The sequence below is a fragment of the Nesterenkonia sp. YGD6 genome (assembly GCF_022565895.1).
Lineage (GTDB): Bacteria > Actinomycetota > Actinomycetes > Actinomycetales > Micrococcaceae > Nesterenkonia.
This window is the reverse complement of sequence record NZ_JAJOYY010000001.1, coordinates 560010-573150: the sequence shown is the minus strand read 5'-3', so window position 1 is coordinate 573150 and position 13141 is coordinate 560010. Positions and strand designations below refer to the sequence as shown.

Sequence of the window (13141 nt, the reverse complement as noted above, 5' to 3'; positions counted from 1 at the left end):
GCTGATTAGAGTGGGTCAGTCACCCTTCCCGTCACGCAAAGGTCATTTCATGTCTGCCTCACCGCACGTCGCCTGGTCCCGCGAACCCGAGGACCGCGCCGGCACCCCGCTGGTGGTGCTGCTCCACGGCTACGGCTCCCACGAGCAGGACCTGATGGGACTGGTCCCCGGGCTGCCCGCCGGCTTCACCTATGCCTCCGTGCGCGCGCCGGTGAAGATGGAGGTCGGCGGCTACACCTGGTTCGACCTGGATGTCGAGCGGCTGGCCTATTCGTCATCGGCCGCACGCGAGGCGGTGGAGGATCTCTGGGAGTGGATCGCCGCGGTCAAGGACCAGCACAGCTCGGTGAGCCTGCTCGGATTCTCCATGGGGATGGCGGTCGCCACCTCGCTGCTGCGCAGCCGGCCTGAGGAGTTCGCCACCGTCGTCGGGCTCTCCGGCTTCGCCGTGGACCCCACCCGAGGAGAGGGGATCGAGGACTACTTCGACGACGAGGCGCTGGCCTCCGCGAAGGTGCCGTTCTTCTGGGGCCGCGACCAGGATGATCCGATCATTCCGGCGGAGCATGTGGAGTACACCCACGGCTGGGCGACCAAGTCGGTGAAGCTGACCAAGGTGCTCTACGCCGGGGCCGGGCACGGCGTCGTGCCGCAGGAGATCAGTCACGTGGGGGAGTTCCTGACCCACACGGTGCTCAACTCTCGCTGAGCACCCAGTCCTCACCGTCGCGCCGTACCAGCCCCAGCCGTTCGAACTCCTGCAGCCAGCCCTCCATCGGCCAGTGTCCCCATCGGTCCGCGAAGATGGCACCGTTGCGCAGGATGTCGGTGAGATGCTCCACCGGCGGCCGGGAGACCGGATGGTGCTGGTGGTAGGCGCAGGCCCCTCCCACCCAGGTCAGCTCGACTCCGCGAGCTCTGGCCCGCCAGGAGAAGTCGGTGTCCTCGGCGCCGTAGCCGGTATAGGCCTCGTCGAATCCGCCGATCCGTTCCCAGACGATCCGGCGCACCGCGAAGGACAATGACCAGAAGAGCGCATGCTCTCCATGGGTGAGGATCTCCCCGGGTGCCGGTGCCGGCCGTGCCGGATGCGGCGCGGCCCACTCGGCGAGCTGATCTGCCGTGGCCGCGTCGAGCACCTCCCCGGGGAGCTCGGGCAGATACGCCACCGGTCCGCAGAGCAGATCCTCGGGCCGCAGCCGCGAGGCCTCGATGTATGCGCTGATCAGTCCGGGGTCCGGGATGCAGTCCACATCCAGGAAGATCAGCAGGTCATCGGGTCCGCTGAGCTGCTCGAGGGCCCGTGCGGCGCCCAGATTCCGGGCCGCGGCGAGCGGCAGCCGGCCTGAGCTGCGCGGAATCTCCAGCACCTGGGTGGACAGCCCGGCGTCGGCCCGGGCCGCGCTGTCGCTGGCCGCGCTGTCGCTGGCCGTGCTGTCGCTGACCGGACTGTTGCTGGTCGGCTGATCCACCGCCAGCTGCGCGCTGATCTGCGGGTCCTCCATGGCCACCACCACGTGCGCCACCGGGGACTGATCGCTGAGTGCCAGCGCGGTGCGCTGACGGCGCAGATGGGTGTGCCGGGAATGGACGGCGGTGACCACGACGGCGCGCGGTGTCGTCCTGGGTCGGCTGGAAGGTCCCGGGGAGCTGGATGGTCCGGTGGGGCTGGGTGGTCCTGTGGGGCTGGGCCTGCTCATCGGGTCACCTCGGTGCCGTCGGCGAGGTCCTGCGCGTGGGGGCGAGCATCGAGTGAAGCAGCGCTGCGAACCGGTCCGCGGCAGCGCCGTCGCACCAGCTGGTCCAGTCCGCACCGTCGAGGCTGAGCGTATGCGCCACGGCCCGGTCCCAGCCGGCGTCGTCGTCGGGCGCGGGGGCGCGGACCGCCGGCCAGGGGCCGCGTTCGAGTGCGGCGAGCATATGGGCCTGTTCCTGGTGGGGACGGTCCAGCGCGGTGACCAGCGCGGGGGTGCGGCTGGCGGCGACCTCGGCGATGGAGTTCTGCCCGGCCGCAGTGAGCACCAGGTCGGCGCGCTTCAGCAGCGGCCAGGGGTCGGCCTCCCAGGAGGACTCGCCGCCCAGGATGCGCAGTCGCGCCTGCGGCAGGGTCCGGCGCAGCTGGGCGATCGCCGCGGCGCTCACCGCGCCGCCGCCGCCTCCGCTGAGCACCAGGACCTCGAGCTGCTGGTTCTCAACCGGGGTCCCGTCCGGGGTGAAGCGGGAGAGCCCGCCCAGCGCCTGGACGTCGGGTGCCCCGGCGAGGATCTCGGTGGCCTGCGCGGGCCACATCCCCACCACGGCCGAGGAGATCGAATAGCCCAGCCGATGCGCAGGATCGCTGCGGTCGCCGGGCAGCGCCACGGTGACCACCGGGATCCCGTGGAGCCGGGCGAGCAGTGCGATCTCCACCGAGACATCGGCCACGAGCAGCTCAGGTGCGGCGTGATCGATCCAGGCCGAGACCTGCGCGCTGCGCCGGCGCAGCCCGGAGTGGTGCAGGGGGGCCCAGTGCAGCGCGCCGGCGGCGGTGGGTTCGCGGAACCTGCCGCCGTCGTCCGGCTCTGGGGCGTCATCGCGGTCCAGCTGGAGCCAGTCCGCCGGCCAGTCGGCGGGCGGGGGCAGCGAGGAGACCCCCGTGATGCGGACCCCGCGCGCGGCGGCGGCATGAGCCACGGCGCTGGCGCGGTGAAGGTGTCCGCGGCCCTGATGGTGGATGTACCAGCCGATCATCGCGCTGATGCGCTGGGCTGCGGGGAGGCTTCCATAGCCATCTGGGTGTAGAGCTGCTCGTACTCGTCGACCATCCGCTCCAGCGAGAGATCTCCCTCGGCGCGCTGGCGGACCGGGGTGCGATCGCAGCGTGCGGCCCGGGTGATCGCCTCGGCGAGGGCGGCCACCGACCCGTCCGCGGCGAGGGCCCCGGAGGATTCGGTGACGATCTCTACCAGCCCGCCGCGCGGGAAGGCCGCGACAGGCGTCCCACAGGACATGGCTTCAGCCGCCACCAGGCCGTAGGGCTCATCCCACTGGGAGCTGACCACGGCCACTGCGGAGGAGCCCACGAGCTCGACCAGCTCAGCGTGGCGCAGATGCCCCACATGCACCGCGTCGTCGCCGAGCCGGGGCTCGACCTGACCCTCGAAGTAGCTGCGGTCCATGATGGGGCCCGCCAGGGTGATGCTGCGACCGGCGGCGCGCGCCGCGTCGATGGCCAGATGCGGGGCCTTCTCGGGCACCAGGCGCCCGGTCCAGACGCATCCGTCGCCGCCAGGGCCGGGATGCCACACGTCGGTGTCGACGCCGTTGGGGATCACGCTGGACGCCACTGAGCTCGCCCAGGCCTTGGCCGTGGCGGAACTCACGGCGGTGAACACCGAGGAGGGCGCGGCGTAGTTCATCGCGGATTCCAACCATGGGGTCGGTGGAGTGTGCAAGGTGGTGAGCACCGGCATCGGGATCAACGATGACAGCGCGACCGGAAGGTGGTGCAGCGAGTTGTTGTGGACCACGTCGAAGTCCTTGGACTCCGCCAGTCGCAGCATCAGGCCGAGATAGGCGTGGTGCTGCTGCATCCAGTCCGCCGGCATCGCGCCCACGTCAGAGCGGGCAGCGGCGGTCAGCTCCAGCCGCTCCGGGAGGAGCATCTGGGCGCCGAGCTCCGGGTCGCTGCCGCCTGCGGCGAACAGCGTCACCGAATGACCTCTGCCGATGAGCTTCTTTGCCACCGTGTGTGTAAAGGCCTCGAGCCCCCCGGCGAAGGGTTCCCGAATGGGAAACTGGCTCGAAGCGATGATGCAAATGCGCAACCGCACCCCTAGTTCACAGGGCGAGACGCAGCCCCCCGGCGCCGGTCATCTCAGACCGGCAGGCACCTCGCAGAAAATGTCATGTGAGGCCCGGCGCACACGCGCGCACCCGGCCCATAGAGGCACTGTACACGCGGTTTCAGGGAGGCGGATTCAGCCCCGTCAGCCCTGAACGGGCATGAGTCGCGCGGCTGGCAGGCCGAAGGGCTCGCCGTCGAACTCCACGAGCTGTCCGCGCTTGATCTGAGCGCCGCGGCGGGTCTCCACCTCGCCGTCGACGCGGACACCGGAGGAGTCGATCACCTCGCGGGCGATCGCCCCGTTCTCGACCACCCCGGCCAGCTTCAACAGCTGACCCAGACGGATGGACTCATCGCGGATCGGGATCTCAGACACTTCTCGGCTCATGGCCCAAGTCTGTCATGCGCGCCCGGTGAAGCGTGGGGGAGTGGTCTGGATAAGGTGAGCCCATGAGTTCTGCCGAGCCCGCAGCGGGCCCCCGCTCCCCGCTGGTCTGGGTCTTCCTGCTTCTGCTGATGCTCGCCTCGGGTGCGGCGATCCCCGCCCAGGGGCGGGTCAATGCCGCGCTGACCACCGAGATCGGGGACCCGGTGCTCGCGGCGACCATCAGCTTCAGTGTGGGCAGCATCATCCTGGTCCTGGTGACCTTCGGCACAGGCCGCGGCCGACGGGCCATCGCCCGGGTGGCCCCGGCGGTGCGGGAGGGGCGGATTCGCTGGTGGTACTTCCTGGCCGGCTGCGTGGGCGCCTACTTCGTGCTCACCCAGACGCTGACCATCGGGCTGATCGGCGTGGCCGTGTTCACCGTGGCCGTGGTCACCGGACAGACCTTGGGCGGACTGCTCTGGGACCGGATCGGGCTGGGGCCTGCCGGGCGGATGCGGCTGAACCCGTTCCGGGTCGGCGGCGCGGCGCTGACCGTGCTGGCCGTGCTGTGGGCGGTCTCCCCGCAGCTGGCCGCCTCCGGGCAGGGGCCGGCCTGGCTGGCGCTGGTGCTGCTGCCGCTCTCCGGCGGCTTCCTGCAGGCGGCCCAGCAGGCGATCAACGGTCGCCATTCTGCGGCCTACGCGTCCCCGGCGCCGGGGACGCTGTTCAACTTCCTCGCCGGCACGCTGTTCCTGCTGCTGGTCTGGGCGGGCAAGGCCCTGGTCAGCGGGGTGGAGCCGGCCCTGTCGCTGACCTGGTGGCACTACCTGGGCGGGCCGCTGGGGATCATCTTCATCGCCCTGGGCGCGCTGCTGGTCACCCGCGTCGGGGTGCTGATCGCCGCGATGGGCATGATCGCCGGTCAGCTGCTGGGCTCGCTGCTGCTCGACGTGCTGCTGCCCACGCCCGGCTCGCTGGTCACCACCGCCACCGTGCTGGGCACCGGGCTGACCCTGATCGCGGTGATACTCGCGTCCCTGCCCGACATCCTGCGCGGGCGCCCGCGGCCGAAGTCCAGAGACTGACCCGCTTTCGGACCCGGTGCGTGCGCGCGATAAGCTGACGCAATCTGTGTTCATCCCCGTTCTACCTGAGGTGTATCTGCCACATGGCCAAAGAGACCGCACTCGACAAAGTCATCTCCCTGGCGAAGCGCCGCGGCTTCGTGTTCCAGTCGGGAGAGATCTACGGCGGCACCCGCTCTGCCTGGGACTACGGACCCCTGGGCACCGAGCTCAAGGAGAACATCAAGGCCGAATGGTGGCAGACCTTCATCCGCGGCCGCGGCGACATGGTCGGCCTGGACTCCGCGATCATCCTGCCGCAGGCCGTCTGGCACGCCTCGGGCCACGTCAAGACGTTCTCCGACCCGCTGGTCGAGTCGCTGCACACGCACCGCCGCTACCGCGCCGATCACCTGATCGAGGCCTATGAGGCCAAGCATGGACACCCGCCGGAGAACGGCCTCGCCGACATCCGCGACCCCGAGACCGGCCAGCCCGGCAAGTGGACCGAGCCGCAGCAGTTCTCCGGCCTGATGAAGACCTTCCTGGGCCCGGTGGATGACCAGGAGGGGCTGCACTACATGCGGCCCGAGACCGCCCAGGGCATCTTCGTGAACTTCAACAATGTGGTGACCTCGGCCCGGAAGAAGCCGCCCTTCGGCATCGGCCAGATCGGCAAGGCCTTCCGCAACGAGATCACCCCGGGCAACTTCATCTTCCGGACCCGCGAGTTCGAGCAGATGGAGATCGAGTACTTCACCCACCCGGATGAGGCCGATGAGTGGTTCAAGCACTGGGTGGACGCCTGCTACAACTGGTTCATCGACCTCGGTCTGAACCCGGAGAACCTGCGCAAGTTCGACGTGCCCGAAGATGAGCGCGCGCACTACTCGGCCGGCACCATCGACCTGGAATACCGCTTCGACTTCGCCGGCTCTGCCTGGGGCGAGCTCATGGGCGTGGCCAACCGCACCGACTATGACCTGAACTCCCACACCGAGGCCTCCGGCGCGAAGCTGCAGTACTTCGACCAGGCCAGCGGGACCCGCTACACCCCGTACGTGATCGAGCCGTCCTTCGGCCTGACCCGCGCGATGATGGCCTTCCTGGTGGACTCCTACACCGAGGACGAGGCGCCGAACACCAAGGGCGGAGTGGACACCCGCACCGTGCTCAAGCTGCACCCGAAGCTGGCCCCGGTGAAGGCCGCGGTGCTGCCGCTGTCGAAGAAGCCCGAGCTCGCCGGGGTCTCCCAGGACCTGGCCCAGCAGCTGCGCCAGCACTGGAACATCGACTTCGACGACTCCGGCGCCATCGGACGCCGCTACCGTCGCCAGGACGAGATCGGCACCCCGTTCTGCATCACGGTGGACTTCGACACCCTCGAGGATCAGGCGGTCACCATCCGCGACCGTGATGAGATGACCCAGGAGCGGGTCTCGCTGGACAAGGTCCAGTCCTACCTGGCGGTGAAGCTGCTCGGCTGAGTCGGCTGCGGCGTGGTCCGGTGGCTGGGACCATGCCGCGCTCAGCCCTGGGCTGAACGTCCGGGCGCTGAACAGCCGGTATGGCGGGCGGGTGAGGGGTGAGCTTTGTCCGGGCGCGGGTGCGGGACTACCATGGCTTGTTTGGTCTGAACGACACTTACCGTCTCGTCTAAGGAAATGTGATGAGTATTGAGCACGACGCCGCGGCTCGCCCGATGAACCCGGCCCGGCTGACCCTGGACTCCGGTCTCACCGTGCGCCCCTGGGCCGACGGCGATGACCTGAAGCTGCTCCAGGTCTGGGGCGACCCGGAGAACTCGATGCACCACCAGGACCGCAGCCTGCTGCGGCCCTCCTCGAACGAGCCCTGGTCCCGCTGCATCGTGGCCGAGGCCGCGGGCCTGCCCGTGGCCGCCGCGACGATCTTCCGCTCCTCGCTGCACCCGGACCGGCTCTCCTTCTACGCCGAGGTCGCCCCGGAGCACCGCCGCCGCGGCGTCGCCGCGCAGATGTTGCAGATCCTCGAGGCCGAGGTCCCCAACTGCGCGGTCCAGTCGCTGAAGGCCCGCGTGGCCAAGCGCTCCGCCGCCCAGTGCTTCCTCAAGGACAACGGCTTCACCAAGATCCAGGCCTCCAGGCAGGTGGTCGTCCAGCCGGGCGCCATCTCGCTGCCGGACCTGGACAGCGCGGGACTGGACCTCGAAGACCTCGCCACCGGATCGGTGGAGCTGACCCAGCTGGTCGCGGACTTCTACAACACCGTGCACGCCTGGGATCGCGCCGAGATGACCGTCGGCAAGGCCCAGCAGATGCTGCTCGGACCGGAGACCGGCGCCTCGGGTGCGGTGGTGCTGCGCGACACCAGCGCCGGCGGGAACAACGGCATCCTGGCCTTCGCGATCAGCTACACCTCCGAGCGCACCGATGAGCCCGCCGATGTGCTGCTGGGCTGGAACACCGGGTTGGAAGACTCCGACGCCGAGACCGCCTGCCGCGCCATGCTCGCGCTGCTCTCCGCGCACTTCCCGGTCAAGGTCGAGGTCGACGATGCGATGGTGCCGCTGAAGACCGTCACCGATGAGCTCATCGCCGCCGGCGAGGCCGAGTACGACTTCGAGGCGCTCATCTACGCCAAAGACGCAGCCTGAGCAGGCAGCCCATGACCGCTGAGGCCACCGACACCGGCGCGCTGGACACCGGCGTGCTGGACACCGGCGCGCTCGAGAACGGCGCGCCGAGGGCCGGCGGGCAGGGCACCGCGCTGCTGCCGCCGCTGACCCTGGGACCCATCACGGTGAAGACCCCGGTGGTGCTGGCCCCGATGGCTGGGATCACCAACACCGCCTTCCGTCGGCTCTGCCGCGACTACGGCGGCGGGCTCTTCGTCAACGAGATGGTCACCGCCCGCGCCCTGGTGGAGCGCCGGCCCGAATCGCTGCGGATCATCAAGCACGAGCCCGACGAGGTCCCGCGCTCGGTGCAGCTGTACTCGGTGGACCCGGTCACCACCGGCCACGCGGTGCGGATGCTGGTCGAAGAAGGCCGCGCCGATCACATCGACATGAACTTCGGCTGCCCGGTCCCCAAGGTCACCCGCAAGGGCGGCGGATCCGCGCTGCCCTGGAAGATCCGGCTCTTCGAGTCCATCGTCGCCACCGCCGTGCGAGAGGCGTCGAAGGCGAACATCCCGGTGACCGTGAAGATGCGCAAGGGCATCGACGAGGACCACCTCACCTACATAGAGGCCGGCAAGATCGCCCGCGACTCCGGGGTGGCCGCGGTCGCCCTGCACGGACGCACCGCCCGGCAGCACTACTCCGGGCAGGCCGACTGGTCCGCGATCGCCGCGCTGCGCGAATCCCTGCCCGACATCCCGGTGCTCGGCAACGGTGACATCTGGTCCGCAGAGGATGCCGTGGCGATGGTGGAGCAGACCGGGGTGGACGGCGTCGTCGTCGGCCGCGGCTGTCAGGGCCGGCCCTGGCTCTTCGGTGACCTCCAGGCCGCCTTCGAGGGCCGGACGGAGCGGCACCGCCCAGACCTGCCCATGGTCTCCGCCACCCTGCTTCGCCACGCGCAGATGCTGATCCCGTATTTCGACGGCGACGAGCGCAAGGCCATGCAGGACATCCGCAAGCATGTGGCCTGGTACTTCAAGGGCTACGCGGTGGGCTCGCACCTGCGCACCCAGCTGGTCGCGGTGGAATCCATGGCCCAGCTCGAGGACCTGCTCGGGCAGCTGGATCAGACCCTGAGCTACCCCGGCGCCGACGCCGAGGGCCCGCGCGGCCGCGCCGGCTCGCCCAAGAAGGTGCACCTGCCGCAGGACTGGCTGGAGTCCCAGGAGCTCGACGAGGCGCAGCGCGAGATGATCCAGGCCGCAGAGGTCGACATCTCCGGCGGTTAGGGTTGACCCCATGACTGCGCAGAACGTGGAGCGGGTGGAGGGCGGATACGCCGCCCTGCGACCGGGATACACCGAGGCCGACGAGGCCCGCTGGGTGCCCGAACACGGCAAGTCCGTCTACCGCTCCAGCTTCGAGCGCGACCGGGCCAGGCTGCTGCACTCCTCGGCGCTGCGCCGGCTCGGCGCGAAGACCCAGGTCGTCTCGCCCGACGTCGACGACTTCTCCCGCACCCGGCTGACCCACTCGCTGGAGGTCGCCCAGGTGGGCCGGGACCTCGGCCGGCTGCTGGGCTGTGACCCCGACGTCGTCGACGCCGCCTGCCTCTCCCACGACCTGGGCCACCCGCCCTTCGGGCACAACGGGGAGACCGTGCTCAACGACCTCGCCGCACCCCACGGCGGGTTCGAGGGCAACGCGCAGACGCTGCGGCTGCTGACCCGGCTGGAGACGAAGCGCTTCCACCCCGACGGCCGCTCGGCCGGGCTCAATCTCACCCGCGCCTCCCTCGACGCCGCGGTGAAATACCCCTGGCGCGCCCATGAGGCTCCGGCCCTGCCCGACGGCAGCCGCAGCCAGAAGTTCGGCGCCTATGAGGACGACGTCGAGGTCTTCGACTGGATCCGACAGGGCGTCGAGGGCCGACGCCAGTCCATGGAGGCCCAGGTGATGGACGCCGCGGACGACATCGCCTACTCGGTGCATGACATCGAGGACGGCGTGGTCAACGGCCGGTTCCAGCTGAAGTTCCTCGCCGACCCGCTGCAGCGCCGCCGCGTGGTCCAGACCACCCACGAGTGGTACCTGCCCGAGACCGACCCGGCGCGGATCGAGGCCGCGCTCGAGCGGCTCTCCTCCGCCGGTGCCTGGGTGGGGGAGTCCGACGGCTCCCGCCAGGCGCTGGCAGCGCTGAAGAACATGACCAGCGAGCTGATCGGCAGGTTCTGCCACGCCATCTTCACCGCCACCCGCGAGGTCTACGGGGACCGTCCGCTGGTCCGCCACGAGGCCGACCTGGTGGTGCCGGTGGAGACGCTGGAGGAGGTCTCGCTGATGAAGGGCATCGCCGCGACCTACATCATGGCCTCACGCGAGCAGAAGCCGGTCTACGCCCGCCAGCGCGAGGTCATCGAGGGCCTGCACGGGCTGCTGACCGAGACCGGGGACCAGTTCCTCGAGCCGCCCTTCCAGGCCGACTTCCACGACGCCTCCGATGAGGCTGCCCGGCAGCGCGCGATCATCGACCAGATCGCCTCACTCACCGACGGTGCGGCGCTCGAGTGGTACGCCACCCTGGTCCACGGCCGCCCGGTCTTCAACCGCCTCTTCGCCTGATCCTCCGCCCCTCGACGCGGGAGGTGGGGTGTTACTTCCCGATGTCGCCGACGACGACGTCGAAGGCCTCGAACAGCTCGGCGGCCTCCACGAAGAGGTTGAGATCTGGTTCCCCGGCTCCCATGGCGATCCGCCCGGAGATCGATTCATCCGCGTAGACCGGCCACACCTGTCCCTCGGGGGTGCGGGCGCCGAAGGGGGTGATGGTGCCGGGGTGATACCCGGTGGCCGCCACGGCCTCGTCCGGCGCGGTCATCGACATCTTCTTCATCCCGGCCAGCCTGCGCAGCTTCGCCCAGTCCACCTGCTTGTCCCCGGGGATCAGCGCCACCACGTAGCTGTGCTCGGTGGCGGACTGGGTGAGCTTGGCCTTGGCGACGAGGGTCTTCACGATCTCCCGCGGCGCGACCCCGAGGTTCTCGGCGGCCTCCTCCAGCGAGGAGGAGGGTCCGCGCTGGACGAATTCAAGGGTCACCGCGCGGGAATCGGCGTCGGCCTGCACACGCTCACGTCCGGAAAGCTCAGTCATGATCCCAGCCTAGCCAGACTTGGTCCGCTCCGCCGCGCCACCACCTGCGCACTCCCGAGCATCAGTCCCCGGCACCCTCCACAGGGCCGGGAACACCCGCTCGGCATTTGGCCGTGCCGAGTAGATTAGAGCCATGGCCGGACTGATCAAACGCGAAGACATCGACGCCGTCCGTGAGCGCGCAGACCTTCGCGAGGTGGTCGAGCAGTACGTGACGCTCAGGGGTGCCGGCATCGGCTCCTGGAAGGGCCTCTGCCCCTTCCACGACGAGCGCTCACCGAGCTTCCACATCCGCCCGCAGGTCGGCACCTTCCACTGTTTCGGCTGCGGAGAGTCCGGTGACGTGATCGCGTTCCTGATGGGCATGGAGCACACCAGCTTCCAGGAGACCGTGGAGAAGCTCGCCGGACGAATGGGCATCGAGCTGCGCTACGAGGACGGCGGCAAGGGCCCGGACAAGGCGGAGGTCGGGCGCCGGCAGCGGCTGCTGGACGCGCACAAGATCGCGGACGAGTTCTTCCAGGCCGCGCTGCAGAGCCCCGAGGCGCAGACCGCCCGCGAGATGCTCACCGGGCGCGGCTTCACCCGCGAACACGCCGCCCAGTTCTCCGTGGGCTACGCCCCCAAAGGATGGGACAACCTGCTCAAACACCTGCGCTCCAAGGGCTTCTCCGACGAGGAGCTCACCGAGACCGGGATGTTCTCCTCCGGCGGACGCGGGATCTACGACCGCTTCCGCGGCCGGCTGATGTGGCCGATCCGCAATATGACCGGCAACACTGTGGGCTTCGGCGGCCGCCACCTCTACGAGGACGACAAGGGCCCGAAATACCTGAACTCGCCCGAGACCGCGATCTATAAGAAGTCGCAGGTGCTCTACGGGATCGAACACGCCAAGCGTCACGTCGCCAAGCAGCGCCAGCTGGTGGTCGTGGAGGGCTACACCGACGTCATGGCCTGTCACGTGGCAGGGGTGGAGACCGCGGTCGCGACCTGCGGCACCGCCTTCGGCGAGGGCCACATCAGGATCGCGCGCCGGCTGATCTCCGACGAGGGCGGCGTGGGCGAGGTGATCTTCACCTTCGACGGTGATGCGGCCGGCCAGCAGGCCGCGCTGAAGGCGTTCAAGGAGGACCACATGTTCCTCGCCAAGACCTTCATCGCCGTGGGCCCCGAAGGCATGGACCCCTGTGACATCCGTCAGCACCGCGGCGATGAGGCGGTGCGCGAGCTGATCAGCTCCAAGACCCCGCTCTTCGAGTTTGCGATCCGGGCGAAGCTGCGTGAATTCGACCTGAACACCATCGAGGGCAGGGTCGGCGCGCTGCGCGCCACCGCCCCGATCGTCGGCGCGATCAAGGACCCGGCGCTGCGCCCGGCCTACACCCGCGAACTGGCCGGCTGGCTGGGAGCCGAGATGGACGACGTCGCCCGGGCGGTGGCCTACGCGCAGAAGCACCAGCCCTCACCCCATCAGGAGGCCGAGAAGGCCGCCGCGAACAGCCAGGGCACAGGCAGTCAGCGGCAGGGGAATCAGCGTCAGGGCGAACCGGACGGGGAGCAGCTGCGCCGCAGCGCGCCGGGCTATCCGCGCCCGGACACCCGCGACCCGGCGGTGCTCATGGAGCGTCAGGCGCTGGAGGTGATCCTGCAGCACCCCACCCATCTGACCGCGGAGCAGTGGGAGGAGATCTTCACGGTGCGCTTCACCGCACCGGTGCACCAGGCCATCCACGACGGCGTGCGGATCGCCGCGGCCTCCGCCTCGGATCCGCGCAACTGGGTCCAGGCGGTGCGCGACGAGGTGCCGGAACCGATCAAGTCCTTCGTCTCCGAGCTGGCCGTCACCTCGCTGCCCACCAACAGCGACGAGCATCTGGAGAAGTACTGCCAGTCCATCCTCAACCGGCTGGTGGAGCTCAAGATCACCCACCAGAAGGCCAATCTGCTGGGCCGGCTCCAGCGCATGGACGCCTCCCACAACCCAGAGGAGCACCAGGCGCTGAACCGTGAGCTGATGGAGCTGGAGCGTCGGCGTCGTTCGCTGCGGGAGGCCGAATGGGGCTGAGCCTGACGTTCTGTGAACCGTGGCCCGGCAGCACCGGACTTCGAAGCCGCCACCAGTCTT

General features: G+C 69.6%; 12 protein-coding genes. 7 read left to right on the top strand and 5 right to left on the bottom strand.

Annotated features, from left to right (window positions below):
* Nucleotides 1-49: 49 nt before the first annotated feature.
* Nucleotides 50-709 carry an alpha/beta hydrolase gene (locus LTI14_RS02560; RefSeq protein ID WP_241475727.1) on the top strand — a complete coding sequence of 220 codons (660 nt, stop codon included), beginning with the start codon at nucleotides 50-52 and terminating at the stop codon, nucleotides 707-709.
* On the opposite strand, the gene LTI14_RS02555 is transcribed toward LTI14_RS02560, so the two are convergent.
* The 4 genes from LTI14_RS02555 to LTI14_RS02540 all read right to left on the bottom strand — a co-directional run bounded on the left by LTI14_RS02555 (nucleotide 696) and on the right by LTI14_RS02540 (nucleotide 4214).
* Nucleotides 696-1700: a glycosyltransferase family 2 protein gene (locus LTI14_RS02555; RefSeq protein ID WP_241475726.1), complete on the bottom strand. Its 1005-nt coding sequence runs from the start codon at nucleotides 1698-1700 to the stop codon at nucleotides 696-698. The two genes, LTI14_RS02560 and LTI14_RS02555, sit on opposite strands and share 14 nt — an antisense overlap.
* A gap of 4 nt (nucleotides 1701-1704) precedes the next feature.
* Nucleotides 1705-2730, bottom strand: a complete 1026-nt coding sequence (locus LTI14_RS02550) for a hypothetical protein (RefSeq protein WP_241475725.1) — start codon at nucleotides 2728-2730, stop codon at nucleotides 1705-1707.
* On the bottom strand, nucleotides 2727-3812 hold the full coding sequence (locus LTI14_RS02545) for a glycosyltransferase family 4 protein (RefSeq protein WP_342357711.1): 1086 nt from the start codon (nucleotides 3810-3812) through the stop codon (nucleotides 2727-2729). Before LTI14_RS02545 ends, LTI14_RS02550 begins: the two co-directional genes overlap by 4 nt.
* Before the next feature lie 156 nt (nucleotides 3813-3968).
* Nucleotides 3969-4214: an RNA-binding S4 domain-containing protein gene (locus LTI14_RS02540; protein WP_241463798.1), complete on the bottom strand. Its 246-nt coding sequence runs from the start codon at nucleotides 4212-4214 to the stop codon at nucleotides 3969-3971.
* Between the two features lie 62 nt (nucleotides 4215-4276).
* Between LTI14_RS02540 and LTI14_RS02535 the strand changes: the two genes are divergently transcribed.
* The 5 genes from LTI14_RS02535 to LTI14_RS02515 all read left to right on the top strand — a co-directional run bounded on the left by LTI14_RS02535 (nucleotide 4277) and on the right by LTI14_RS02515 (nucleotide 10484).
* Nucleotides 4277-5278 carry a DMT family transporter gene (locus tag LTI14_RS02535; RefSeq protein WP_241463800.1) on the top strand — a complete coding sequence of 334 codons (1002 nt, stop codon included), beginning with the start codon at nucleotides 4277-4279 and terminating at the stop codon, nucleotides 5276-5278.
* Nucleotides 5279-5361: 83 nt separating this feature from the next.
* On the top strand, nucleotides 5362-6744 hold the full coding sequence (locus tag LTI14_RS02530; protein ID WP_241463802.1) for a glycine--tRNA ligase: 1383 nt from the start codon (nucleotides 5362-5364) through the stop codon (nucleotides 6742-6744).
* Nucleotides 6745-6926: 182 nt separating this feature from the next.
* Complete coding sequence (locus LTI14_RS02525) at nucleotides 6927-7892, top strand: GNAT family N-acetyltransferase (protein ID WP_241463804.1); 966 nt, start codon at nucleotides 6927-6929, stop codon at nucleotides 7890-7892.
* Nucleotides 7893-7903: 11 nt separating this feature from the next.
* Nucleotides 7904-9151, top strand: a complete 1248-nt coding sequence (dusB, locus tag LTI14_RS02520) for a tRNA dihydrouridine synthase DusB (RefSeq protein ID WP_241475723.1) — start codon at nucleotides 7904-7906, stop codon at nucleotides 9149-9151.
* A 10-nt stretch (nucleotides 9152-9161) separates the two neighbouring features.
* A complete protein-coding gene (locus tag LTI14_RS02515) occupies nucleotides 9162-10484 on the top strand; it encodes a deoxyguanosinetriphosphate triphosphohydrolase (protein WP_241475722.1) in 1323 nt (440 codons plus the stop codon).
* Between the two features lie 31 nt (nucleotides 10485-10515).
* Here the strand turns inward: LTI14_RS02515 and LTI14_RS02510 are convergent, their stop codons facing one another.
* On the bottom strand, nucleotides 10516-11013 hold the full coding sequence (locus tag LTI14_RS02510) for an aminoacyl-tRNA deacylase (protein ID WP_241463809.1): 498 nt from the start codon (nucleotides 11011-11013) through the stop codon (nucleotides 10516-10518).
* 133 nt (nucleotides 11014-11146) lie between these two features.
* Here LTI14_RS02510 and dnaG point away from each other — a divergent pair, with 133 nt between their 5' ends.
* Entirely contained in the window at nucleotides 11147-13081 is a 1935-nt protein-coding gene (dnaG, locus tag LTI14_RS02505; protein WP_241470188.1) for a DNA primase, read from the top strand.
* Nucleotides 13082-13141: the final 60 nt, after the last annotated feature.